This window comes from Pedobacter glucosidilyticus DSM 23534 (assembly GCF_000425145.1).
GTDB classification, from domain to species: domain Bacteria; phylum Bacteroidota; class Bacteroidia; order Sphingobacteriales; family Sphingobacteriaceae; genus Pseudopedobacter; species Pseudopedobacter glucosidilyticus.
Genome location: NZ_KE384313.1, coordinates 78838 through 103296, shown reverse-complemented (window position 1 = coordinate 103296; position 24459 = coordinate 78838). Strand labels below are relative to the sequence as shown.

At 34.8% G+C, this 24459-nt stretch carries 25 protein-coding genes; 10 read left to right on the top strand and 15 right to left on the bottom strand.

The features are described 5' to 3' along the window. The 6 genes from H510_RS0116045 to H510_RS0116020 form a co-directional block, all read right to left on the bottom strand. Positions 1 to 411, bottom strand: coding sequence for an SPOR domain-containing protein (locus H510_RS0116045; RefSeq protein WP_026905241.1), 411 nt, complete (start codon positions 409 to 411; stop codon positions 1 to 3). Further along, positions 408 to 3725 (bottom strand): preprotein translocase subunit SecA, encoded by a 3318-nt coding sequence (secA, locus tag H510_RS0116040; RefSeq protein ID WP_026905240.1) that lies wholly within the window; start codon positions 3723 to 3725, stop codon positions 408 to 410. The genes H510_RS0116045 and secA overlap by 4 nt, the downstream gene beginning before the upstream one ends. A 161-nt stretch (positions 3726 to 3886) precedes the next feature. After that, positions 3887 to 4846, bottom strand: coding sequence for a bile acid:sodium symporter family protein (locus H510_RS0116035; protein ID WP_026905239.1), 960 nt, complete (start codon positions 4844 to 4846; stop codon positions 3887 to 3889). 40 nt (positions 4847 to 4886) lie between these two features. Next, a complete protein-coding gene (locus H510_RS0116030; protein ID WP_026905238.1) occupies positions 4887 to 6137 on the bottom strand; it encodes a PP2C family protein-serine/threonine phosphatase in 1251 nt (416 codons plus the stop codon). A 56-nt stretch (positions 6138 to 6193) separates the two neighbouring features. After that, positions 6194 to 7324 carry a glycosyltransferase family 2 protein gene (locus H510_RS0116025; RefSeq protein WP_026905237.1) on the bottom strand — a complete coding sequence of 377 codons (1131 nt, stop codon included), beginning with the start codon at positions 7322 to 7324 and terminating at the stop codon, positions 6194 to 6196. Further along, the gene (locus H510_RS0116020) at positions 7317 to 8288 is read right to left on the bottom strand and encodes a lysylphosphatidylglycerol synthase domain-containing protein (RefSeq protein WP_026905236.1); all 972 of its coding nucleotides are present in this window, start codon (positions 8286 to 8288) and stop codon (positions 7317 to 7319) included. The genes H510_RS0116025 and H510_RS0116020 overlap by 8 nt, the downstream gene beginning before the upstream one ends. Before the next feature lie 39 nt (positions 8289 to 8327). Between H510_RS0116020 and ruvC the strand changes: the two genes are divergently transcribed. Continuing rightward, a complete protein-coding gene (gene ruvC, locus H510_RS0116015; protein ID WP_026905235.1) occupies positions 8328 to 8894 on the top strand; it encodes a crossover junction endodeoxyribonuclease RuvC in 567 nt (188 codons plus the stop codon). Positions 8895 to 8899: 5 nt separating this feature from the next. Here the strand turns inward: ruvC and H510_RS0116010 are convergent, their stop codons facing one another. Further along, positions 8900 to 9538: a response regulator transcription factor gene (locus H510_RS0116010; protein ID WP_026905234.1), complete on the bottom strand. Its 639-nt coding sequence runs from the start codon at positions 9536 to 9538 to the stop codon at positions 8900 to 8902. A 66-nt stretch (positions 9539 to 9604) separates the two neighbouring features. Then, positions 9605 to 11479: a tetratricopeptide repeat-containing sensor histidine kinase gene (locus H510_RS0116005; protein ID WP_026905233.1), complete on the bottom strand. Its 1875-nt coding sequence runs from the start codon at positions 11477 to 11479 to the stop codon at positions 9605 to 9607. 121 nt (positions 11480 to 11600) lie between these two features. Here H510_RS0116005 and H510_RS0116000 point away from each other — a divergent pair, with 121 nt between their 5' ends. Beyond that, on the top strand, positions 11601 to 12632 hold the full coding sequence (locus tag H510_RS0116000; protein WP_026905232.1) for a hypothetical protein: 1032 nt from the start codon (positions 11601 to 11603) through the stop codon (positions 12630 to 12632). 124 nt (positions 12633 to 12756) lie between these two features. On the opposite strand, the gene H510_RS0115995 is transcribed toward H510_RS0116000, so the two are convergent. Continuing rightward, positions 12757 to 13854, bottom strand: coding sequence for a Fic family protein (locus tag H510_RS0115995; protein ID WP_026905231.1), 1098 nt, complete (start codon positions 13852 to 13854; stop codon positions 12757 to 12759). A 307-nt stretch (positions 13855 to 14161) separates the two neighbouring features. Between H510_RS0115995 and H510_RS20190 the strand changes: the two genes are divergently transcribed. Continuing rightward, entirely contained in the window at positions 14162 to 14359 is a 198-nt protein-coding gene (locus H510_RS20190; protein WP_155978022.1) for a hypothetical protein, read from the top strand. A gap of 371 nt (positions 14360 to 14730) precedes the next feature. Here H510_RS20190 and H510_RS0115990 read toward each other — a convergent pair whose 3' ends face one another. From H510_RS0115990 to rsmA, 6 genes are all read right to left on the bottom strand, one after another. Beyond that, a complete protein-coding gene (locus H510_RS0115990) occupies positions 14731 to 15132 on the bottom strand; it encodes an HIT family protein (RefSeq protein ID WP_026905230.1) in 402 nt (133 codons plus the stop codon). A gap of 16 nt (positions 15133 to 15148) precedes the next feature. Beyond that, the gene (gene greA / locus H510_RS0115985; RefSeq protein ID WP_026905229.1) at positions 15149 to 15622 is read right to left on the bottom strand and encodes a transcription elongation factor GreA; all 474 of its coding nucleotides are present in this window, start codon (positions 15620 to 15622) and stop codon (positions 15149 to 15151) included. Between the two features lie 132 nt (positions 15623 to 15754). Next, positions 15755 to 16681, bottom strand: a complete 927-nt coding sequence (locus H510_RS0115980) for a 2-hydroxyacid dehydrogenase (protein ID WP_026905228.1) — start codon at positions 16679 to 16681, stop codon at positions 15755 to 15757. A 42-nt stretch (positions 16682 to 16723) separates the two neighbouring features. Beyond that, positions 16724 to 17047 (bottom strand): nucleotidyltransferase domain-containing protein, encoded by a 324-nt coding sequence (locus H510_RS0115975; RefSeq protein ID WP_026905227.1) that lies wholly within the window; start codon positions 17045 to 17047, stop codon positions 16724 to 16726. Further along, positions 17040 to 17501, bottom strand: coding sequence for a nucleotidyltransferase substrate binding protein (locus H510_RS0115970; protein WP_026905226.1), 462 nt, complete (start codon positions 17499 to 17501; stop codon positions 17040 to 17042). Before H510_RS0115970 ends, H510_RS0115975 begins: the two co-directional genes overlap by 8 nt. Before the next feature lie 87 nt (positions 17502 to 17588). Further along, entirely contained in the window at positions 17589 to 18374 is a 786-nt protein-coding gene (gene rsmA / locus H510_RS0115965) for a 16S rRNA (adenine(1518)-N(6)/adenine(1519)-N(6))-dimethyltransferase RsmA (RefSeq protein ID WP_026905225.1), read from the bottom strand. Between the two features lie 99 nt (positions 18375 to 18473). On the opposite strand from rsmA, the gene pdxA reads away from it, so the two are divergent. The 7 genes from pdxA to accC all read left to right on the top strand — a co-directional run bounded on the left by pdxA (position 18474) and on the right by accC (position 24410). Next, positions 18474 to 19529, top strand: a complete 1056-nt coding sequence (gene pdxA, locus H510_RS0115960) for a 4-hydroxythreonine-4-phosphate dehydrogenase PdxA (protein ID WP_026905224.1) — start codon at positions 18474 to 18476, stop codon at positions 19527 to 19529. Between the two features lie 119 nt (positions 19530 to 19648). Continuing rightward, positions 19649 to 20179, top strand: a complete 531-nt coding sequence (locus H510_RS0115955; RefSeq protein WP_026905223.1) for a YceD family protein — start codon at positions 19649 to 19651, stop codon at positions 20177 to 20179. Between the two features lie 16 nt (positions 20180 to 20195). Next, positions 20196 to 20387, top strand: a complete 192-nt coding sequence (gene rpmF, locus H510_RS0115950) for a 50S ribosomal protein L32 (protein WP_026905222.1) — start codon at positions 20196 to 20198, stop codon at positions 20385 to 20387. A 101-nt stretch (positions 20388 to 20488) separates the two neighbouring features. Next, entirely contained in the window at positions 20489 to 21427 is a 939-nt protein-coding gene (plsX, locus tag H510_RS0115940) for a phosphate acyltransferase PlsX (protein ID WP_026905221.1), read from the top strand. 18 nt (positions 21428 to 21445) lie between these two features. Next, entirely contained in the window at positions 21446 to 22441 is a 996-nt protein-coding gene (locus tag H510_RS0115935) for a beta-ketoacyl-ACP synthase III (protein ID WP_026905220.1), read from the top strand. 67 nt (positions 22442 to 22508) lie between these two features. Further along, positions 22509 to 22988: an acetyl-CoA carboxylase biotin carboxyl carrier protein gene (accB, locus tag H510_RS0115930; RefSeq protein ID WP_036693232.1), complete on the top strand. Its 480-nt coding sequence runs from the start codon at positions 22509 to 22511 to the stop codon at positions 22986 to 22988. 81 nt (positions 22989 to 23069) lie between these two features. Further along, positions 23070 to 24410 (top strand): acetyl-CoA carboxylase biotin carboxylase subunit, encoded by a 1341-nt coding sequence (gene accC / locus H510_RS0115925; RefSeq protein ID WP_026905218.1) that lies wholly within the window; start codon positions 23070 to 23072, stop codon positions 24408 to 24410. Positions 24411 to 24459 lie beyond the last annotated feature (49 nt).

Sequence of the window (24459 nt, the reverse complement as noted above, 5' to 3'; positions counted from 1 at the left end):
TTAATTAGATGGATTTATACGTTCGTTAAAAATAAAAAGGGTAGGAAATACGGGTCTTAGCTCTGTCAGTATTTTTTGTGCTTCCATTCTGGTTCTAAAATCTCCAATTTTTACCCGGTAATTTGGTTGAGTGTATGAAATATAGGTGTTGTACTCTGGATATAAACTTTTAAAACGGGCTTGCTCTTGATAAGCATCGTTACGGTTTGGGCCAAAGAAAATTTGTACGCGGTAGCCATAGACAACAAGAGAAGTACCATCTTTGGTAACTCCTTTGTTTAAAGCTATTCTTCTGGCTATCAAACTATCAATCAAAGGGTCTTTAACTTCTTTAACTGTACCTTTCTGCGCAAATGCTAAAGTTCCTGTAAAGCAAAATCCTAAAATTAATATGTATCTAATCATTTTCATGATGCTGATAAACCGTGGCAATTTTTATATTTTTTTCCGCTTCCGCATGGACAAGGATCATTTCTACCGATCTTGTCTTCATGTCGAACAATAGGTTGTGTCTTTTGCAGTTCGCGGGTATCATCTACCATTGGTACGCCATTGCTTTCTCTTGCTAACTCTGGCTTAGAAACTTTCATCTGCCTCATATCTGTTTGGGGCTGTTGTCTTGCTTCTTGAACTGGTGCTGCATGACCATCATTAGTTGGAATAATACCTTTAAACAAGAAACTTACCACTTCTTTATTTACACCTGCAAGCATTCCTTTAAATAAATTGAAGGCCTCCATTTTGTAAACCACTAATGGATCTTTTTGCTCATAAACAGCATTTTGTACAGACTGTTTTAAGTCGTCCATTTCGCGAAGGTGCTCTTTCCAAGTATCATCAATTAAAGCTAAAACAACATTTTTCTCAAATGCTTTTACCACTTCTTTACCTTGTGTTTCTACAGATTTTCTTAAAGGTGCTGCAACCTGTATACCATGTGTGCCATCCGTAAATGGCACAATAATATTTTCGATAGATTGCCCTCTGGTATCTAAAACCTCTTTTAAAACCGGGTAGGCTTGCTGTGCGATAGCATCTGATTTGCGCTTGTAAGCTTCGGTTGCTTCTTCAAAAATAATATCAGAAAGCTTGTTGATATTAGAGCCAGTAAACTGTTCATGTGTGATAGCAGTATCAATAGCAAAAATTCTAATCAGCTCTAGCTTAAAGCCTTCGTAATTGTTGGCTTCTTTATACTCGGTAACAATATCGTCTATCACATCAACAACCATGTTTTCGATGTCTAAATCTAAACGCTCTCCAAATAAGGCATTCTTACGTTTGGTATAAATTACAGTACGTTGCGAGTTCATCACATCATCATACTCTAACAACCTTTTACGGATACCAAAGTTGTTTTCTTCAACTTTTTTCTGAGCTCTTTCTATAGAACTGGTAATCATAGAATGTTGGATAACTTCGCCATCCTCTATACCCATTTTCACCATTAAATTGGCAATACGTTCTGAACCAAATAAACGCATTAAATTATCTTCTAAAGACACAAAGAACTGCGAAGAACCTGGGTCTCCTTGACGACCAGAACGACCTCTCAACTGTCTATCAACCCTTCTAGATTCATGTCTTTCTGTACCCACAATAGCTAAACCACCAGCTTCTTTAACGCCTGGGCCTAATTTAATATCGGTACCACGACCAGCCATGTTTGTTGCAATGGTTACTGTACCTGCTTTACCTGCTTCTGCAACAATATCAGCTTCTTTTTGGTGTAGTTTGGCATTTAACACATTGTGCTTAATACCTCTTAACTTAAGCATACGGCTTAATAATTCTGATATCTCTACGGAAGTAGTACCCACCAGAACCGGGCGACCGGCTTTTGTTAATTCTACAATTTCTTCAGCAACGGCATTGTATTTCTCACGCATGGTACGATATACTTTATCTTGCATATCGGTACGAGAAGTTGGTCTGTGTGTTGGAATCTCCACCACATCCAATTTATAAATTTGCCATAACTCGCCTGCTTCTGTAACGGCAGTACCCGTCATACCGGCAAGTTTATGGTACATTCTAAAGTAATTTTGAAGGGTAATGGTAGCATAAGTTTGCGTTGCATCCTCAATCTTCACATTTTCTTTTGCTTCTATAGCCTGGTGTAAACCATCTGAGTAACGACGGCCATCCATAATACGACCCGTTTGCTCATCAACGATTTTAACTTTTCCTTCATCAATGATATACTCTGTATCTTTTTCAAATAAGGTATAAGCTTTTAATAATTGATTTACAGAGTGTATACGTTCTGATTTGATAGAATAATCTCTAATTAATTCGTCTTTTTTACTTGCTTTTTCTTCGTTACTGAGGGTAGATTTTTCAATATCAGCTATTTCTGTACCTACATCTGGTAAGACAAAGAAATGAGGGTCTTCGCCCGATGCTGTAATTAACTCGATACCTTTTTCTGTAAGCTCTACCTGATTATTTTTTTCATCAATGATAAAATAAAGTTCAGCATCTGCTTTATGCATCTCTTTATTTTGATCTTGCATGTAATAATTCTCTGCTTTGGTTAATACCTGACGCATGCCAGGCTCGCTCAAGAATTTGATAAGTGCTTTATTTTTAGGTAAACCCCTATAAGCTCTTAACAATGCTAAACCGCCTTCTTCTACACCAGTTTTACCTTCATTAATTTGCTTTTTTGCTTCGTTTAAAACATTGGTGATAAAGTTTCTTTGAGTATTTACCAAGCGTTCTATACGTGGTTTTAACTCGTAAAACTCATGTTGGTCTCCACGTGGGATAGGACCAGAAATGATTAAAGGTGTACGGGCATCATCAATAAGAACCGAGTCCACCTCATCCACAATAGCAAAGTGTAATTTGCCTTGCACCAATTCTTCTGGTGTACGTGTCATATTGTCACGCAGGTAATCAAAACCAAACTCATTATTGGTGCCGTAAACTACATCAGCTTGGTAAGCTTTTCTTCTATCAGCCGAGTTTGGATAGTGTTTATCTATGCAATCAACAGATAAACCGTGGAACTCGAAAATTGGACCATTCCACTCAGAGTCACGACGAGCTAAATAATCATTTACCGTTACTACATGTATACCCATGCCTGATAAAGCATTTAGGTAAATAGGTAATGTACCAACTAAAGTTTTACCCTCTCCAGTAGCCATTTCGGCAATTTTACCTTGATGTAATACGATACCACCTATCAGCTGTACATCGTAATGAATCATGCTCCATTTTACTTCTGTACCTGCTGCTATCCAGCTATTATGGTGAATAGCTTTATCTCCTTGGATAACAACATTCGCCTTCTTTGCAGCCAGCTCTCTATCAAAAACACTAGCTGTAACTTCTAAAGTTTCGTTTTCTGAAAAGCGTCTTGCTGTTTCTTTTACAACTGCAAAAGCTTCTGGTAAAATATCCATCAAAGCTGTTTCAAGCTTTTTGTTACGCTCTTTCTCTAAACGGTCAACTTCATCATAGTAAGCCGTTTTTTCGTGTAAAGGAAGCTCAGGATTTTGCTCAACGTTGTTTTTAATTTCTGTGATTTTCTCATTAATTTCTGAGAGACTTTCCTGAATTCTTTGTTTAAACTCTTGAGTTTTTGCTCTTAATTCATCATGAGAAATATGGGCTAGTTTCTGAAATTCTTCGTTTATCTTATCTACGATAGGTCTCAGACTTTTAACATCGCGTTCTGATTTACTACCGAATAGCTTATTTATAAAATTTAACATGCTGTTTTTTTGTTTGAAAACTCAATAAAATCAACAATTGAGCCATTGGCTAATTTAAGCCAATTTGACATTTGATGAACGGTAAAATTAAGATTTTATTTAAGAGTTTGGAATATAAAAGTACTGTGTAAAACGTAAAATTATCACTTATAAATATCAGGTTACCTTTTAGCTAATTTACCAGCTATATAACTGATAACAACGAGCTGAAAAGCATGAAATATCATTAATGGAAGTAGCAAAACACCAATATTGGGCATATCACTAAAAAGTATTTTAGAAAAAACGGTACCGTGTACCAATGATTTTTTTGTTCCGCAAAATTGTGCGGTGATGCTGTCTTCTATATTAAATTTCAGGTATTTGGCTAAATATCCTACCAAATAATACATGCAGTAAAATAGCAAAACGGTTAAACCGGATAGTTGTAATAAATCTCTTAGAGATATTTCCGCAAATAAGTCATCGGCAAAAGACTGGGCAAAACTTTTATAAATGATGATGAGTATAACTGTTTTATCAAAGAGTGTAAGATGTTTATTGTATTGGATTGCATATTTACCCCAATGGCGCTGTAAAAGAATACCCGCTAATACAGGTAAAATAATTTCTATCATCAGTTGTAGGTAAACTGCTCCTAAATTAAAATCTCCAGATGTTTGTTGTAAAAACATACCCATCCATAAAGGCGTTATGGCGATACCTATAATTCCAGAAATACTGGCGTTAAATATGGCTGCTGGTAAATTACCTTTAGCCATGGCTACCATAACCACAGATGAGGAAACTGTAGAAGGTAAGGCAGCCAGAAAAAGCATAGATAGCCATAATACTTCCTGTTTAGTAGCAAGCGCTAAGGGATAAAATGGTAAAACTATGATTGGGAATAGTAAAAAAGTAGATACTTGAATAAGAATATGAAGTTTCCAGTTTTTTAAACCTGCAACTAGCTTATCAGCACTTAATTTTAGACCGTAAAAAAAGAAAATTAGGGATACCCCTATGGATGAAATAGTTGCCAGTGGTATTTTACTTTCTTTAACACCCCATTGTGGTAAAAAATAAGCAATAACGATGACGATGAATACTGCTATAACAAATTTATCTGGTTTGATTTTCATTAGCCAAAATTAACTTATTTACAAAACTCAGATGTGCGAGCTAATGAAATCTTAAAGATAGGATGGTAATATCATCTGTTGCGGTAACACTTCTTCTTATATTTTCAATCTTTTTAATAAGTAAGTGGTGTATTGTTTTTAAGTCTTGATGATTGTTGGCTATTAAAAAATCCATTAAATCTATCTCAGATAAGCTTCTTTCTTCTTCACCATCAAATTCTAAAATGCCATCTGTATAATTAAAAATTAGCGCCTCAGATGGTATAGTGATATGTCCTTCATTGATAAAAGGTAGCTCATCAAATACGCCAATCATGGTGGTGCCTTTTAATAGGGGTTCAACGTTATTGTTTTGTATCAATAAAGAGGCATTGTGGCCAGCATTTACAAAATTTAATACTCGGGTTTGCTTATTGTACTTACCTAAAAATAGGGTAATAAACCTATCGCCTTTAGTATTTTGGTAAACTACTTTGTTTAGTCTGGAAATAAGTTCTGATAAAGAAATATCAACAGAAACTAGGGCTCTTAAGCTAGCCTGAAAATTGGCCATAATTAACGCTGCGGATATTCCTTTTCCAGAAACATCGGCTACGCACCAAAGAATCTCGGTATCATTAAGTTCTATAAAATCATAAAAATCTCCACCTATGGTTTGATGTTGACGATAGATAGCTTCAACATCTAGCTCGTTATTTTTTGGTAAAACCTGAGGAATAAGCATGTTTTGAACCTGACTGGCAAGTTCAAGATCTCTTTGGATACGCTCTTTTTGGATACGTTCTTTAAATAATTTTTTATTCTCAAAAGCAACAATAATAACATTTATCAGTGTCTGGATATAATCTATTTTGTTGCTTATCAGTTTTTCTTCAGGAGAAAAATCACCAACCAATATATAAGCTAAAGCTTGGTTTTTATGGTAAACAGGTATAAAATACTCATATTTATTAAATATAGGGTCTGGGTGGTCTGATAGCTCTGTTGGGTTTTTAAGCTCTATCAGTTCTTTACTGATGGCATTATAGTCTTCATCATATTCTAAATCACCACCAAATTGTGATACACAAATAAAATCGTCTTCATTTTTAAAAAGCAACCTAAATCGTCCAACTTTTAATGTTGTTTTTAAGATAAGCTCCAGCATTTCTATCAAAACAGAGCCTGGTACGTTGCTATTGATGGCTTGAGTAATTTCTAAGAGTGCGTTTAACTCGGCTTGCCTTTTCAGCAAGAGCTCGATAAGATCTATTTGTTCTTCGTCTTTAGAAATATTTAGCTCTTTTTTCAAAATCTTATTCTATGTTTCTAAATTAATTATTTATATCAAAAAACTCAATTTAAAAACTATCTAACCATGCGTCCCTTCCAATTATATTTTCCAGAGTTACCAGCTATTCCAATATAAATAAGGTATAAGGGGTGTAAAAGTGTTAAAAAAGGTAAGAAAATTAATAAGCTTCTCCTTTTGTTAAATGTTAAAACTGGATAAAGGAACCAAAGTTCTACGCCCATTTTTAGTAGATATTGGATGATAAAAACCGGAAAAAGTGAGGGTATAAAAGCAACAAATAAAAGATGTGAGATTAAACTTAAATTAGATATCCATACAGAAATTGCTAATGCTACAATACGCTTATCTTTGTATTTAACACTTTTACTGGCCCACCTCTTACGCTGTTGAATAAATGATTTTAAGTTTTCTTTAGCGTGGGTAAACACAATGGCATCATAAGATTTACAAAATCCAATACTTCCTGGGTATGCAAAAGCTACTTTATGTAAAAAAAGTTCATCATCACCTGAGGCTAAATCATCTATTCCTTTAAAGCCTCCAAGTTCTTCGAAAACATCTTTACGATAAGCTAAATTAGCACCATTACAGGTAGAAGGCATTTGATTACCAATACCCGCAGCACCCAAACCAATCAGAAAAGAAAATTCTAAAGTTTGTAAACGTTCAAAAACACTTTTTTCTTCAAAATAAGCTACTGGCGAGCTGATGAGCTTATAGCCATGCTGGTTATAATAGTTAACAATGGTAGCTAACCATAAAGGTGACATGCGGCAATCAGCATCTGTTGTTATGATGAGCTCTCCTGTGGCTGTTTTAATAGCCTCTGCAATAGCTTTCTTTTTGTAAGAATTTAAGGGCTCGCTTTCATTTAGTTGAATGAGTTTAACACCCTGCGAAGCATAACTTGCAATTATTTGTGCTGTATGATCGGTAGAGTGGTCATCCACAACTATCAATTCAAAAAACTCTTTTGGATATTGTTGTTTTAATATATCATCAATGGTTAAAGCTATTTTATCTTCTTCGTTTCTGGCTGCTATCAGGATAGATACTTTGGTGTGTACTTGTATATCTTTAAAAGTAAAATTGCGTAACCTTAGCCAGCCCCGGCTTAAAAATAAGACAACAATAACATAAATAATGGTAAAAATTACAGAAAGTAGGCTAAGAATACTAATCAAAGAAGTTAAGTTTAAAAACAAAGAATGAACCCAAAATAGCTGGAATAATTAAATTAACCAACCATATTAATGAGGCCGCAGCCATAATAGCAATTTCTTGATGGGTAATGAAACTAAAGAAGTATGTTGCTGTCATGCTTCTTACCCCAATATCAAGCAAATCTAAAGATGGCAAAGCCGATTGTACAAAGAACAAAATAAATACCAATAAACTTATTTGATAGTACGGAATTTCTGGTACTAATACATGTATGATAAGTATATATTGCGAGGTAAATACCGCAAACCTACCTAAGCTTAGCAACATAACTTTAATTAGTTCTGTTTGGCTAAAATTGGTTAAAACTGTAAAGTACGAAGTAAACCTATTTAAAAATTTAAGTTTACTCAGCAAGCTATTTAACCAATGTATATTAAAATAAAAAAGTATAAGAAAAAAGCAAAATACTGCTATTACAAAACCAATGGCAAATAGAAGGTTAATGTCTTTAATCACAAACTGATGGAGAAACCATAGTAATGCAATAGCACCAGCAATATTGGTAATTACCATTTGCGAGATGTGCCCAACACTCATTAACACAGCACCTTGAATTCTTTTTCGGGGAGATAAGAAGAAAATTCTTCCGCCGTATTCTCCAATTCTGTTAGGTGTAAAAACCGCCCATGTTAAGCCGCAAAAAATAGATTCTATAGCTTTCCTTATACTGATAACTTCTACTTTTGCGATTAAAAATTTCCACTTGATGCTTTCTAAAAACCAGTTAAAAAACATCAAAAGAAATATACCCACTAAAGTTAGGGTAACTTCCTGAGGGTGTAAATCAGCCATTAACTGTTCAAAATTTCTTAAATTACTATTATCTGTTAAACGCTTATAAATAAAAATAGCTGCACATAGTAGGATAGAAATTTTTATAAGGTAACTGATGTTTTTTTTCTGCTGCTTTGTTAAAACCGCCATATTTGTACAATGTTAAGAATTTAGCTTAATATTGCCAGTATGCTGATAGAAAAATCAAAAGAAAGAATTATTTTGGGGATAGACCCAGGTACCGCAGTTATGGGCTATGGCTTGGTAAAAGAAACCGGAAATAAACTTTCTTTAATCAACTTAGGTATTATTAAACTAGACCATTTAGATGATCATCCGCTAAAACTACAACGTATTTTTGAACGTACCAGCAGTTTAATAGAGCAATATCAGCCAGATTGTATGGCCCTAGAAGCTCCATTTTATGGTAAAAATATACAGGTGATGTTAAAATTGGGTAGGGCACAAGGTGTTGCTATGGCTGCCGGACTGGCAAAAAATCTTCCCATATTTGAATACTCTCCAAAGAAAGTAAAGCAATCTATCACCGGAAATGGAAATGCAGGAAAAGAACAGGTTGCAGCTATGCTACAACAACTATTGGCCTTTAAAGAAACGCCAGAATTTTTAGATGCTACTGATGGTTTAGCTGTTGCTGTTTGCCATGCTTTTCAGAAAATTTCTACCAGCGGCAAAAGCAAAACTTATAGTGGTTGGGAAAGTTTTGTTAAGGATAATGCTAAAAGGGTGAAATAAATAATTTATACCAATTTATTTTCAACAGCAATATTTAGCGCACTTACTTTATTATCAACCTGTAGCTTTTTGTAAATATTTTCGATATGTTTTCTAACGGTTCCGTAGCTAATAAATAAATTGGCAGCAATTTGCTCGTACGTAAGGCCTTTTTTTAGCTGTTCTAAAATTTCTTTTTCTCTTGGCGTAATATCAAAATCCTTAACCGTTTTAGCATCATGAGGTTGCCTGCGCATGATATTCATAACCTTTAAAGCAATACTTGCCGACATTGCCGCACCACCATCCATAGTGTCTGTAATAGCTTTATAAATGTTTTCATGTCCCTCCTCTTTCAGTAAATAACCTGATGCACCAGCCATAATCATCTCAAAAATTTTATCATCATCGTCAAAGGTGGTTAATGCTAATACTTTTATTTTAGGATTTAGTTGAACTAATTTCCGCGTAGTTTCTATACCATCCAATACCGGCATTTCTATATCCATTAATACTAGATGGATAGGATGAAGTTTTATTTTTGATAATAAATCCTGCCCATGGGGGCTTACCAATTTAACAGCTAAATGATCATACTTAGCAAGCTTATCTAGAATAGATTGTAAAGCAAATGTATTATCTTCTGCAATGGCTATATGGATCATATTTAAAATATTTTTTTGTAAAACTAAACAAGCTTAAGCTTTAAGCCGATACGCAAAACTCCGTATTTATGAAAGTTTAACAGTGGCGTGTATACTTGTTCCGGTGTGCGGGTCTGAGGTAATATGTAAAACTCCACCAATAGCGGCAGCCCTATTTTTCATATTAGCTAAACCAAAACCAGCCATTATATCAGCTTCTTTAAAGCCTTTACCATTATCCGAAATCATGATATCTAATTGCGTATCATTAACCTCAAGTTTTACATCAACAAGTGAGGCTTTTGCATGTTTAAGCGTATTGTTTACAGCTTCTTGTACAATTCTGAAAATTTCTGTGGCTTTCGTAGCATCAATAATTTTAGCTGTTTGCCCTTCATCTGTTACAGTTAAAAAAGAAATACTTTTAAAGAAATCTCTAAGTTTAACGGCTAGTTCTTCTACACTTACAGCCTCTTTATTGATAAGCCAAACTGTTTTTCTGAGTTCTTTTATAGTTTCTGTTGTCAGTTGTTTTACTTGATTAATTTTATCATAGTCCTGAGTTTCGGTTTCTACCATACCGGTCATCGTATTATTGATAAAAGTAAGGTAAGAGCCAATATGGTCATGCAATTCTCTAGAAATCCTTACTTTTTCAGATTGCATTTTTTGCCTTGCCTGTTCTTCCAAGATTTGCTTTTCTAAGCGGGCTTTTAGTATCAGTTGTTTTTCTTTTGCTCTTCTTTTTTGATAAATAAAATAAGCGCCGCTAATTACTAAAGTCAATATCACCGCAGCTATAAACAGGTATAGGTTGCGCTGTTTTATTTTTAACTCTTGGATTAAGTTTTTTTGGTTTAGATTGGTAATTTGTTGCTCTTTTTTACTGGTTTCGTATTGCGTTTGTAACTCTTGTAAACTCTTTTGGTTGTTTAAGAACAAAACAGAATCTTTAAGCATAAAGGCTTTATGAATATGCTCATAAGCCTCCTGATACTTACCTGCTTGTTGTTGTAATTTTGCAAGCTCGGCGTAGCTATTGTATAAAATTTCTTTGTCATTTAAATTTTGGGCAATTTGCAAAGCAACTTTAAACTCTTGTTCTGCTTGTGCTAGCTTCCCTGTTTCGGCATGGGCATAACCTAAGTTATACAATGCTTTCATTTTTAAATCCTGGTTCCCAATTTTTTCTATCAGGATTAAGGCTTCATTTAAATGGATAATTGCTTGTTGGTGATTCCTTTTTTTAACAAATAATTCGCCCAGATTGATTAAAACAGGAGCATTTGCAGGCAGGTTGTTAATTTCAATATTCTTTTGTCTAGCTAATTGCAGATAATAAATAGCAGAATCTATTTTATTTAAAGCAGTAAAGGTAGATCCAATATTATTATAAGCAGAAGCAATTTCTGTAAGATCTTTTACATTTAAAGCATTTTGTAAATAATCCTTAAAATAAATCATAGCCTGCTTATAATTAGCTTGTTCATGATATACCATACCTAAAAGATTATTTACCCTTCCTTGTCCATTTTCTTCTTTAATTTTTTCAAACAATCTTAATGCTTTTAAGGCATAGGTAATGGTATATTGATGCTCGCCTGATGCACTATAAGTAGTAGCGATGTTTAAATTAGCTTTTGCAATTTCTATGGTATCTTTTAATGCGCTATACAATTTTAAAGCTTCTTGATAATGTTTTAACGATGCTTTAAAGTCACTTTTAAAATAGTTAGCCACTCCTTTAAATTTAGCTGCAGTAGCCAAGCCCCTGATATCGTTAATTGTTTTTGCTTTTTGATAAGCTAAATCTGCATAATGCAACATAGAGTCGGGCTGACCCATTACCGCTTTGGTTTTATCAATAAATTGGTTTATTTCTAATTGAGCTTTGCTTTGTGCTAAAATAGCAGAACAAGAAAATAAGATAGATAAGAAAAGAGCTAAAACAGTTGTTTTCATACGCTAATGAAATCCTATTAAGTTTATTGATTGATGCAAAATACGAATTTATTCGTATGGTAATCTAGCTAAAACAACAGCAATTTTACCATCATTATTGAAGTCATAAAAATATTAAAGCATGAAAAATTTATCTCTAAACAAATTAGCAGTCTATTGCTTAACAGCTAGCTTATGCTTAACAAACAACGTTTTTGCGCAAATAAGCGAAAAACAAGTTGATAAAATGTTTGCGCCTAAAGGTACTTACCGCTCGCCGTTTAAAAAGGCATCAGAAGTGGCTTTAACAAGTGTTAACCTGCGTTTTAAAGTTGCTACAAGTGAGAAATCGGTTAAAAGAGACGCCGGATCTGCCATATCATGGGCTTTTTTGGAAGGTGTAGACGATGCTCTTTTTCAAGAAATAGCAGATGAATATTATCAAAGATTAGCAGCAAAACTAAAGAGTAAAGGCTTTAACATTTCTGATAAGTACAAAGAATCTAAGCACTACGCTACTTTATTAGAAAAAAATGGAAATAACGAGCGTCAAACCTACAAGAAAAGTTGGGGCATAGCCAATGTTTACACGGCTAATAAGGGGCCATATATAGAGTTTCCTGTGATGATGGGAGCGCATACTAGATTAGCTAATGAGTTAAAATATCCAGTAGGGCAGGTTTTTCTAACTATAGATTTTGCCTATATCGCCCAAAGTATCTCTAAAGATACCGAATATGGGTTTTTAAGTAGTTCTAGCAATACGGTAACCACCAAAACTAAAGCTACTATTTACCCTGTTATTACTGTAGAAGCAGTAACAGAAGGTGCTGTAATGCGTGGCGATGGTTCTTATGCTTTATTTGCTGGTGATAATTATGGTTTTTGTAATGCTATTATTAAAAACGGACAAGGAGTGGTTTCCCAAGCCCAATATGCCGAGAAAATTGAAAGCGCTAAGGGAATGCCAGAGAGTATGAAAAAATTTAAAAGTGATGTTATTGGTGATATGGCAGCCATTTTTAGTGGTGGTTTAGTTGGTAACGGTAGAGCAACAGGGGAGTTTACTTTTAATGTTAAAGCAAACCCAGAAAAATATAAAGCTGCGGTTTTAGATGCGCTGGAAAAATATAATGATTATTTAATGGCTTACATTACCACTAATAATAACTAACATCTTCCTTTTAACTTCAATATAAGAGGCTGCAATTAAATATTGTGGTCTCTTTTTTTTGATGGTAAATTACTTTCATACACTACAGTACAATATTGAGTTATCAGAGGTTAATGTTGTTAATTTAGAAGTCTGCAAGTTCGTAGTTTGTACTTCGTCCGCCTTGTTGTTCTTGTCGCAATATTCTCTTATCCATTAAATCTTTTATGTCGCGTAATGCTGTATCAGCTGAGCATTTAGCAATCTTTGCCCATTTAGATGATTTCAATTTTCCATCAAATCCGTCAAACAGTTTATTTAACACCAATCTTTGTCTTTCATTAAACCCCGTATTTTCGTGAATTTTCCAAAACTCAGTCTTGCGTAATATTTTTTGTAATGTTTTTTCTGTTGCTAAAAGTGAACTTTTAAGACAATGCAAAAACCAGTTTAGCCAATCTGTAATATCTCCACTGCTATGTTGAACTTTTTGTAGAATTTCGTAATACTGTTTCCGCTCAACTAAAATTTGGCTTGACAGACTGTAATATCTTTCTGTTGTTTTGTCGGCACAGGCAAGCATTAAATCAGAAATCGCTCTTGCAATTCTTCCATTCCCATCGTCAAATGGATGTATGATGATAAACCAAAAGTGAGCAATTGCAGCTTTTAGAACAGGGTCAATAGAGGAGTTGCTATTAAACCATTTTAAGAAATTATCCATCTCCTCCTTTACCTTATTCGCAGGAACTGCTTCATAATGGATTTTTTCTTTTCCCATCGCTCCTGATACAATTTGCATTTCACCAGTTCTATAACGACCTACTTCAATTTTGTTCATACCACTATGCCCAGTTGGGAAAAGTGCAGCATGCCACCCGAAGAGTCTTTTGTTTGTCAACGGCTTCTGATAGTTTTGAGTTGCGTCAAGCATCATTTCCACAACACCTTCTACGTTTCTGTTTGTATGGATAAGTCCTGCTATGTTTATACCCAATCTTCTCGCAATAGATGAACGAACTTGATCATAATCGAGTTTTTCTCCTTCAATTTCTGATGATTTAATAACATCAAGAGTTAAAGTTGTAAGTGTTGCTTCTTCTTTGGTCGCAAAACCGAGTGTGTTCATTTGCCCTACAATTTTACCTTGCAAGTGGCGTACTTCACCAAAAACGGCATTGATGTCTGTTTCACGCCATGTAAAATTCGTCCAGTTTTCGTATTGATAAATGTATTTTGCCATTACCAGATGTTTTACGTACGGTAAATATAGCTGTTATTCTCCGCAAAGACGCGGTGATTAAAAAATTATTCTCCGCAAGTTACTCAAGCTAAGGCTGTAATATTTTATTTAAGTTAGTAAAATCTTTAATTAGGGCAATAAGCAGGGACTATAAGTTAAGGCTGCATAATCTTACCAAATGGGGGATTTTTTGTTTTTCAAATCGGAACAGTAAGCTCTTTGACAAAGCTTTGGTTGAAGACTTTAATGTTTTGTGTGAAAGCATGAATACTTTCAAAAAATCATAAGTAGCTTAAAATCTGAAAAAATGAATGAAATTCTCTCGTCCAAAAATCAAATATCACACCCTAAGTTTGGATGTACTAAAGCTAAATCGGAGAAAGCCCAAAGCTTGTATCATCATATAGAAATTGATGTTTCTTCTTTTATTTCACTCATCCTTGATACTAGAAAATTGAATGGTGTTAACCACAGAGAACACAATGTTCACAGAGGGCTTTTATAAGTCTTCACCCAGCTTTGTGCCCTCAGTGTACTCCGTGGTTGATTCAAAATTTTGAATTCAAAAGGGAAAATTAAAAACTAGGAAAGTCATCACCCAGAAATGGAAACTGATTTCAAATTAAAAAGGGAAAATTAAAAATTAAAAACAGGGAAATCAATCATTCAAAAATCAATCAATCTTTTAAGCTGAAAGCAAAAAGCTAAAGGCGGAAAGCTTAATCAATCAGGGAAAAATTAAAAAACAGGGTACTCTCCAACCAGAACTGGAAACTGATAACTCACAACTGTCAACTGATAAAAACCTAATCATAAACAAAAAAAGCTACCTCAAAAAAATTATGAGATAGCTTTTTATATTAACTTCTTGAAACCTTAATCCTCCCTTAAAGCCTCTAGTATTTTTAGAGCAGTATTGCTAAGTTCTTCTTGTGTAGGCGATAATTTGGGCTTACTAAAATCCATATCAGCAACGCTATTCATGGGGATAAGATGGATATGCGCATGTGGTACCTCTAAACCAATAACGGCAACACCAATTTTTTTACAAGGAATTGCTTTTTTTAAGCCTTTAGCCACAATTTTTGCAAATAGCATCATCTCTACATATAAAGAATCCTCCACATCAAAAATATAATCTACCTCTTGCTTAGGTATTACCAAAACATGCCCTTCTTTTAGCGGACTGATATCCAGAAAAGCCAGAAAATCTACCGATTCTGCTACAATATGTGCCGGAATCTCTTTATCTATGATTTTTTTAAATATGCTAGACATGTTTTATGTTTTGATATTACCTACTAATTTCCATAATCTCAAACTCGATTTTACCAGCTGGCACCGTAATCTCCGTTTTATCGCCAACAGATTTACCTAATAAACCTTGTGCTATAGGCGATTTGACAGAAATCTTACCAGACTTTAAATCAGCTTCATTTTCTGCAACCAATTGATACGTCATGGTAGCATTATTTTTCAAGTTCTTGATTTTAACAATAGATAAAGCCAAAACTTTTGAGGTATCTATTTTAGATTCATCAATTAACCTAGCGTTTGCCAAAGTGTTCTCCAACTTAGCAATCTTAGTTTCATGATGCCCTTGCGCTTCTTTTGCTGCATCATATTCTGCATTCTCAGATAAATCTCCTTTGTCTCTTGCTTCGGCAATAGCAGCAGCAATTTTTGCTCTTCCTTCTGTTTTTAAGTACTGTAGCTCTTGTTTTAAATTCTCTAAACCTTCTTTGGTAAAATATGCAACCTCTGTCATAATCTCTTTTAATTTTGGTTATTGAAAAAAAAGCCCGGACTGTTACCAAGCTCTTAAAAAACAAACAAGACTATATCTGGTCTTAACCGACATAGTCTTGCATCAATAATTACGAAGATAATATTTTTGAGTTTACAATTCCAAATTTTTTAATTTATTGGCTAACACTTCTGATATTTTTCGGTAAGAATCAAATGTCCAACCACCAACATGCGGACTTAATAAAACCTTAGGACTTTCGGTTAAAGAAGTGTACCAATCTTGTTCTCCTAGTGCGGGAAATTTCTCTGTTTCTAAAACATCTAATCCGGCACCTAAAATTTTACCTTCCTTAATGGCATTTAAAACTGCCTGAGTGTTTACAATTTCTCCTCTAGCTAGGTTGATAAAGAAAATAGGTCTGCGGAAATGTCTCAGATATTCATCATCAACCATCTGGCGGGTTTCTTTGGTTAATGGGATATGTAAGCTTAAAACATCTGCATATTTCACAATCTCTTCCATGCTAGCCTCGGTAGCAAATTCATCCGTAAAACGGGTTTTATATTTATCATAAGCCAATACTTTTACATCAAAACCTTTAAGCTTACGAGCAAAACTTTGCCCCATGTGGCCATAGCCAATAATACCAACCGTTTTACCTTTTAACTCGTAACCGCGGTTACCTTCGCGGTCCCATTTACCATTTCTAATTTCAATATCCGCTTTGCGTAAATTATTCATTAATGATAAAAGCATCCCTACCGCATGCTCACCAACAGCATCAGCATTTCCTTCCGGAGCATTGATCAATTGAATATTTTTTTCATCGGCGTAAGCTTCTTCTATATTATCCATTCCGGCTCCGGCTCTGGCAACAAATTTTAGGTTTGGTGCTGCATCTATCACGTCTTTATCAACCCTAAATTTGGTACGTATAGCTAAACCTTCGTATTGGTGAAGAATTTCTAGTACTTCGCTTTTTTTAATCAGTGGTAAATCATCCACTTCATAACCTAAATCTTGCGCTGCTATTTTAAAAGCAGGATGCAAATCGTCTACAATTAATATTTTTTTCATCTTATTATGCTAAATCTTCCTCTAAAGAGATAAGAATCAATGCTAATTTTGTTTTTTGTAAAATTCTTTTCCTATTCTATGGATATGATCAAGAAATTGGATATCTGTAATTTTATCATAAATAGAAATATCAAATTTATAAGGAAGTAATAAATCATCAAGTTTAAACTCGATTTCACTTAACAAGGATGATGTTAAATCTTTACCAATAAGCGTCAAATCTATATCAGAGGCTGGGCGATAGTTACCTTTTGCTCTTGAGCCGTAAATTAAAACGCTATCAAGTTGCGGATACTCCATGAAAACAGTTTTAATTTTTAGGATATCATTTGGTTCTAAGCCCATATCAAGCTTCAAATTATCCATGTAATTGGCTTCTTTTTTCTTCCATTTTGTCTTTAAAAGCTATAAAAGCTGGGTAGTATTCCTCTAATATTTTAGAGAAAATTTCTTCTGCCGTTTCTTCATTATAGGTGTGTAATGTCTTGTTTCTACTGCTTATCATATCCATCCACACATGAGCATCAGCAATTAATTGGAGCTGAAAAGCTTCTCTAGAAGCATCTCTACTACCTCCAATACTAGAGTTTCCTTGGTAAATGGCATAATCTTTCATCACATTCCAAGCTAATTCATGCGTATATTCAAACCTTTGAATCAAACCTTCTCTTAACATTTCATCTAAAACAAAATCTTTATCATGAACCAATCGTTTCCTATTGGTAAAATTGTTTTTAATATAGTCTATGGATTGAGTGAGTTTATGCAGTGCTTTAACATAATTAGCAAACCTTTGCTCCCATCTTATATCTTGTTCCATATTTTATGATGATTAACTATAATAACGCTATAAAAGAGGCTTAATTTAACATAAAATCCATTTTATCCAGACGCTTAAATATAGCTTTTAACTCTGTAAGCTTTTACTAATCAAATTCGTCAATCCTACAAAATCAGCGACACTTAAACGCTCAGCCCTTAATGTCCAAACTTCTGTATTGTCTTGTTTATCTTTTGATATAATACCTGATAGTGCATTACTTAATGTTTTTCTTCTTTGGTTAAAACCGGCTTTTACCACTTGCCAAAACAGTTTTTCATCACAATCTAAATCTGCAACTTCGTTTCTACTTAACCTAATAACTGCCGAGAGCACTTTAGGCGGTGGATTAAAAACACCGGCTTTTACCGTAAAAAGATATTCGCACTTATAATAAGCTTGCAAAAACACACTCAAAATACCATATTCTTTGCTGCCTGGTTTGGCCACACAACGTTCTGCAACTTCTTTTTGAAACATCCCCACCACTTCTGGTACTTGTTGTCTATTTTCTAAAATCTTAAATAAGATCTGCGAACTGATATTGTAAGGAAAATTACCAATGATGGCAAAAGGCTCTAAAAATATATCCTTGAAATGAAGTGCGAGAAAATCTGCATTAATCAATTTATCTCCCAAACTAGGGTATTGCCTATGCAGATATTCAAAAGAATCGGTATCGATATCTATTAAATAAGTCTCAAATGCTTCTTTTTTTAATAAAAAATCAGATAAAACGCCCATTCCGGGACCTACCTCTAAAACTTTCTTGTATTTGTGGGTATGGATAAGGGAATTGACAATCTTTTCAGCGATATTTTTATCGGTTAGAAAATGCTGTCCTAAATGTTTCTTGGCTTTTACCTGACTCATAATGATTAAAAAACGTTACAAATTACGTAAAGATTAACGTGAATACCCGAAGATTAAACTCAAAATATTTATTTTGCACAAAATTTAGATTCATTTTTTATGAGCGAGCAATTAAAAGTTGGTATTTCTATAGGCGATGTTAATGGTATAGGTTTAGAGGTTATCATTAAAACCTTAATGGAAGCCGAGGTTTATAAATATTGTACTCCTATTGTTTACGGGCATACTAAAGTTGCTTCTTTTCATAGAAAAGCAGCTGATATTCATGAATTTATTTTTCAGGTAGTTAATGATGCTAGTCAGGCACATCATGGCAAACCTAACATGATTAATTGTTGGGAAGAAGATGTGAAAATCGAATTGGGTGTAGCTAATGAAACTGGCGGAAAATATGCTTTATTATCTTTACAAAGGGCTACAGATGATTTGGTTGCTGGCAAAATTGACGCATTGGTAACTGCTCCAATCAATAAATATAATATCCAAAGTGAGGCATTTAAATTTCCCGGTCACACAGAATTTATCCAAGAAAAAGCTGGTGGTCAAGATGCTTTGATGTTCATGATAAGCGAAAATTTTAAAGTAGGTGTAGTTACTGGGCACATCCCTGTTAAAGATATTGCCAGCAACATTACGGTAGAAAATATTGTTTCTAAGCTAAAGCTGATGAACCAATCTCTAAAAAATGATTTTTGGGTAGAGAAACCAAAAATTGCCGTGTTGGGATTAAACCCGCATGCCGGAGATAACGGTTTATTAGGTAAAGAAGAACAAGAAATTATTATCCCTGCTATTGAAGCTGCCGCAGAAGCAGGTGTATTTGCTTTTGGCCCTTTCCCGGCCGATGGTTTTTTTGGCAACCAAGCCTATGCAAAATTTGATGCCGTTTTAGCCATGTATCACGATCAAGGTCTGATTCCTTTCAAATCCATGAGTTTTAATAGCGGCGTTAACTTTACTGCCGGTTTACCCGTTGTAAGAACATCGCCAGACCACGGTACCGGATATGATATTGTCGGTAAAAATTTAGCTGTACCAGCATCTTTCAGAGAAGCTTTATTTGCAGCTATTCATATTGTAAAAAGCAGAAGAGAGCAGGCAGAATTGGCCGCGAACACGCTAGCTTTTTCTAAAATGAGCCGAGATAGAGACTAAAAATAACCGCATTTTATACAAAGACGTTGTAAAAAGCTTTAGGGCAGAATCATACATTTTGAAAAAAACCTTTACAGCTTAATTATTTTTCCTAAATTTGCAGGCTTAATTGTCGGACTTTGAAATTACTTAAACAATATTCGGTTCCGTTTACGGGGTTAAAGCTGGGTCTACATCAGTTCAATTTTGATGTTGATGGTAGCTTTTTCAATGAGTTTGAATATTCGCTAGTTAAAAACGGCTTACTAAAAGTAGATCTTGTTTTAGATAGACAAGAAACCATGTTAGTATTAGATTTTCACATAACGGGGGTAATTTACCTAGATTGTGACCGTTGCTTGGCAGAGTATCCTCAAGCCTTAGATACACGCGATAGGCTGATAGCTAAATTCTCTCAAGAAGATGATTTAGACGAAACAGACGAAGTTATTGTTTTAACAAAAAATGATGTTGAGGTAGATACTTCAATTTTCATTTATGAGATGATTACCCTGGCAGCACCATACATTAATATGTGTGATAATCCGGGAAATACAGATGCTTGTGACAAAGATATGATTGCGAAGTTACAAGAGTTATCAATAGAAGACAGTGAAGATAATGGTGATATAGATCCCCGTTGGGCAGCTTTAAAGAATATCAAAAAATAATTAAAAATAGGAAAAAATGGCACATCCAAAGCGTAAAATATCAAAATCTAGAAGAGATAAAAGAAGAACGCACTATAAAGCAGAAGCTCCATCATTATGGACTTGTAAAGAAACTGGTGCAGTTCATTTGCCACACAGAGCCTACAATGTAGACGGTAATCTTTATTACAAGGGTAAACTTCTTATCGAGAATACTACAATAGCTTAAGTATTTTCAAGTATGAAAAACTTTTATACAATGAAAAATGGCTTTTTAACCTTAAAATTGTATAAAAGTTTTTTGTTTCCATTTAAAAGCAGATTATTCTTATGAAAATTGGCTTAGATATAATGGGTGGCGATTATGCGCCCAAAGCAACAGTATTGGGTGCTATTGAGGCGTATAAACAACTCAAAGATGGCCAAAAATTAGTTCTTATCGGAGATAGAACACATATAGATCCTATTTTAAAGGATCATAACTTCAATCCAGACCTTTTTCAAATTATCCATACAACAGAGGTTATTGGTATGGGAGAACATCCTACCAAAGCCATTGTACAAAAACCAAACTCTAGCATTTCTTTAGGCTTCTCTCTTTTAAAAGATGGAGAGATAGATTCTTTTGCCTCTGCTGGTAATACCGGAGCCATGTTAGTTGGCGCTATGTTTAGTGTTAAAACTGTTCCTGGAGTTATCAGACCTGCAATTGCCTCTATTGTTCCTAAAGTTAAAGGCGGTTGCGGTATTTTGTTAGATGTTGGTGCTAATGCAGATTGTAAACCTGATATTTTATTACAATTTGGTATACTAGGTAGTATTTATGCAGAGCATATTTACGATATAGCGAATGCTAAAGTTGGGTTGATGAATATTGGAGAAGAAGAGGAAAAAGGAAACCTGTTAACGCAAGCCAGTTATACTTTGATGAAAGAAACCGAATTGCTTAATTTCGTTGGAAACATAGAAGGCAGAGACCTCTTTAATGACAAAGCCGATGTTATTGTTTGCGATGGTTTTACAGGTAATGTAGTTTTAAAACTTGCAGAATCTTTTTACGTTTTAACCTTAAAAAAGGGGATGAAGGATGAGTTTTTTGACAGGTTTAACTACGAACAATACGGAGGTAGCCCTATTTTAGGCGTTAATGCTCCGGTAATTATCGGGCATGGTATATCCAGCCCGGAAGCAATTAAAAATATGGTTTTATTGTCAAGAGATATGATAGAAACTAAAATCATTGATAAATTTAAAATTGCTTTCAACTAAATCTAATAACACCAAAATATGAGTAAAATTCATGCTGCTATAACAGCAGTTAATGGTTACGTACCTGATTATATTTTAACAAACCAGGAACTGGAAACCATGGTTGATACCAACGACGAATGGATTACCACCCGTACAGGTATTAAAGAGAGAAGAATACAAAAAGGAGAAGGTCTTGCAACTTCTGATATGGCAGTACCTGCTGTAGAAGGCCTTCTAAAAAAGAGAGGAATATCAGCAGCGGAAATTGATTTAATAATATTCTGCACCTCAACACCAGATATGCCTTTTCCGGCAACAGCAAACATTTTAGCAGACAAAATTGGAGCTGTTAATGCTTGGGGATATGACTTACAAGCTGCTTGCTCTGGCTTTATATTTGGTTTATCAACCGGGGCTCAGTTTATTGAGTCTGGTAAACACCAAAAAGTTTTAGTAGTAGGTGGCGATAAAATGTCTTCTATCATTAATTACGAAGACCGTACAACCTGTATCATTTTTGGAGATGGCTGCGGATGCGCACTTTTAGAACCTAATGATGAGGGATTAGGAATTATAGATTCTATCCTAAAGAGTGATGGTGCTGGAAGAAACTTCTTAAACTTAAAAGCAGGAGGTTCTTTAAAACCTGCCAGCTACGAAACCATAGATAATAAAGAGCATTATGCTTACCAAGAAGGACAAACTGTTTTTAAATTTGCAGTTACCAATATGGCCAATGTAGCAGCAGAAATTATGGAAAAAAATAACTTAACTTCTGATGATATTGCGTGGTTAGTGCCACACCAAGCTAACAAAAGAATTATAGATGCTACAGCAAACCGTATGGGCGTTGGTCCGGAAAAAGTTATGATTAATATAGAAAAGTACGGAAACACCACAAACGGTACCATAGCCTTATGTTTGTGGGAGTGGGAAAGCAAACTTAAAAAAGGCGATAACATCATATTAGCAGCTTTTGGAGGCGGTTTCACCTGGGGTTCGGTATATTTGAAATGGGCATATAATGCTTAATTTAGCTAAGAGATTACTATATTAGATTTTTTTTTAAATAAATTTAACACTAATAAAACCTATATCAATGGGAATGGATATTAAACAAATTCAAGATCTGATCAAGTTCGTATCAAAATCAGGTGTGAATGAAGTATCAATAGAAGAGCAAGACTTTAAAATTACAATAAAAACCAATCAAGAGCCTACTTATGTAGCTGCGCAACCACAACAACAAATGGTAGCTCAGGTTCCTGCGGCAGCTCCAGCTCCAGTAGCGGCAGTAGCGGCGGCTCCAGCCCCAATAGCCATTGATGATGCTTCAAAATACATCACTGTAAAATCTCCAATGATTGGTACTTTCTACCGTTCATCAAATCCAGAAAAACCATCCTTTGTAAACGTTGGAGATGAGATTTCAGCAGGTCAGGTAGTTTGCATTATAGAAGCGATGAAGCTATTTAATGAAATAGAATCTGAAGTTTCTGGTCGTATCGTTAAAGTTTTGGTTGAAAATGCACAACCTGTAGAGTATGATCAACCTTTATTCTTAGTAGAACCTATTTAATCAATTTGTCCAAATAGGCAAGAAAGAATTTGCCTTTGGAAGAAATTAACCTATCGATTATCGACAAATTGAATAATAATAATGTTTAAAAAAATACTAATTGCCAATCGTGGAGAAATAGCATTACGTATCATACGTACATGTAAAGAAATGGGCATCAAAACTGTTGCTGTTTATTCTACAGCAGATAGAGACAGCCTTCATGTAAGGTTTGCTGATGAAGCCGTTTGTATTGGTCCGCCTCCAAGTAAAGATTCTTATTTAAATATCCCAAATATTATTTCTGCTGCTGAAGTTACCAATGCAGATGCTATACATCCCGGTTACGGATTTTTATCAGAAAACGCGAAGTTTTCTGCTATTTGTGCGGAGTATGGGATTAAATTTATTGGTGCAACAGCCGAGCAAATTAATAGCATGGGCGATAAAGCATCAGCAAAAGAAACCATGAAAAACGCTGGTGTACCTACCATACCAGGTTCAGAAGGTTTGGTTGCCGATTTAAAATCAGGTATTGCTACCGCTAATGAAATTGGGTATCCGGTTATCTTAAAAGCTACTGCCGGCGGTGGTGGCCGTGGTATGCGTGTTGTTTGGAATGATGAAGAGTTTGAACCAGCTTATGATTCTGCTCGTCAGGAATCTGGTGCTGCTTTTGGTAACGATGGTTTATACCTTGAAAAATTCATCGAAGACCCTCGTCATATTGAAATCCAAGTTATTGGAGACCAATACGGAAAAGTTTGTCACCTTTCTGAAAGAGATTGCTCTATACAAAGACGTCATCAAAAATTAGTTGAAGAAGCTCCATCTCCTTTCATGACACCAGAGTTGCGTGAGAAAATGGGTAAAGCAGCTATCGCTGGGGCGCAAGCCGTAAAATATGAAGGTGCTGGTACAGTAGAATTTTTGGTTGATAAACACCGCAATTTCTACTTTATGGAGATGAATACACGTATCCAGGTAGAGCATCCGGTAACAGAAGAAGTTATTAATTTCGACTTAATTAAAGAGCAAATAAAGGTTGCTGCGGGTATTCCTATCTCAGGAAAATCTTATGAGCCAACCATGCATGCGATAGAATGCCGTATCAATGCGGAAGATCCGTTTAATAACTTCAGACCTTCACCAGGTAAAATCACGCACTTCCACTCGCCAGGCGGACATGGTGTAAGAATAGATACCCACGTTTATGCGGGCTATACCATTCCACCAAATTACGATTCTATGATTGCAAAGATTATTTGCGTGGCACAAACACGTGAAGAAGCTTTAAATACGATGGAAAGGGCTTTGAGCGAATTTGTGATTGAAGGTATCAAAACAACGATTCCTTTCCACTTAAAATTATTAAAAGATCCTAATTTTAGAGCAGGTAACTTTACCACTAAGTTTATGGAGTCTTTTGATTTTGCAGAATAAATATTCATGATATTATTTATACAAATACCATTCTGTTTATAAAACAGAA

Coding starts and splice junctions, on each gene's coding strand:
- H510_RS0116045 (WP_026905241.1), bottom strand. CDS start 411: ATGAAAATGATTAGATACATATTAATTTTAGGATTTTGCTTTACAGGA.
- secA (WP_026905240.1), bottom strand. CDS start 3,725: ATGTTAAATTTTATAAATAAGCTATTCGGTAGTAAATCAGAACGCGAT.
- H510_RS0116035 (WP_026905239.1), bottom strand. CDS start 4,846: ATGAAAATCAAACCAGATAAATTTGTTATAGCAGTATTCATCGTCATC.
- H510_RS0116020 (WP_026905236.1), bottom strand. CDS start 8,288: ATGGCGGTTTTAACAAAGCAGCAGAAAAAAAACATCAGTTACCTTATA.
- ruvC (WP_026905235.1), top strand. CDS start 8,328: ATGCTGATAGAAAAATCAAAAGAAAGAATTATTTTGGGGATAGACCCA.
- H510_RS0116010 (WP_026905234.1), bottom strand. CDS start 9,538: ATGATCCATATAGCCATTGCAGAAGATAATACATTTGCTTTACAATCT.
- H510_RS0116005 (WP_026905233.1), bottom strand. CDS start 11,479: ATGAAAACAACTGTTTTAGCTCTTTTCTTATCTATCTTATTTTCTTGT.
- H510_RS0116000 (WP_026905232.1), top strand. CDS start 11,601: ATGAAAAATTTATCTCTAAACAAATTAGCAGTCTATTGCTTAACAGCT.
- H510_RS0115995 (WP_026905231.1), bottom strand. CDS start 13,854: ATGGCAAAATACATTTATCAATACGAAAACTGGACGAATTTTACATGG.
- H510_RS20190 (WP_155978022.1), top strand. CDS start 14,162: ATGAATGAAATTCTCTCGTCCAAAAATCAAATATCACACCCTAAGTTT.
- H510_RS0115990 (WP_026905230.1), bottom strand. CDS start 15,132: ATGTCTAGCATATTTAAAAAAATCATAGATAAAGAGATTCCGGCACAT.
- greA (WP_026905229.1), bottom strand. CDS start 15,622: ATGACAGAGGTTGCATATTTTACCAAAGAAGGTTTAGAGAATTTAAAA.
- H510_RS0115980 (WP_026905228.1), bottom strand. CDS start 16,681: ATGAAAAAAATATTAATTGTAGACGATTTGCATCCTGCTTTTAAAATA.
- H510_RS0115975 (WP_026905227.1), bottom strand. CDS start 17,047: ATGGATAATTTGAAGCTTGATATGGGCTTAGAACCAAATGATATCCTA.
- H510_RS0115970 (WP_026905226.1), bottom strand. CDS start 17,501: ATGGAACAAGATATAAGATGGGAGCAAAGGTTTGCTAATTATGTTAAA.
- rsmA (WP_026905225.1), bottom strand. CDS start 18,374: ATGAGTCAGGTAAAAGCCAAGAAACATTTAGGACAGCATTTTCTAACC.
- pdxA (WP_026905224.1), top strand. CDS start 18,474: ATGAGCGAGCAATTAAAAGTTGGTATTTCTATAGGCGATGTTAATGGT.
- rpmF (WP_026905222.1), top strand. CDS start 20,196: ATGGCACATCCAAAGCGTAAAATATCAAAATCTAGAAGAGATAAAAGA.
- plsX (WP_026905221.1), top strand. CDS start 20,489: ATGAAAATTGGCTTAGATATAATGGGTGGCGATTATGCGCCCAAAGCA.
- H510_RS0115935 (WP_026905220.1), top strand. CDS start 21,446: ATGAGTAAAATTCATGCTGCTATAACAGCAGTTAATGGTTACGTACCT.
- accB (WP_036693232.1), top strand. CDS start 22,509: ATGGGAATGGATATTAAACAAATTCAAGATCTGATCAAGTTCGTATCA.
- accC (WP_026905218.1), top strand. CDS start 23,070: ATGTTTAAAAAAATACTAATTGCCAATCGTGGAGAAATAGCATTACGT.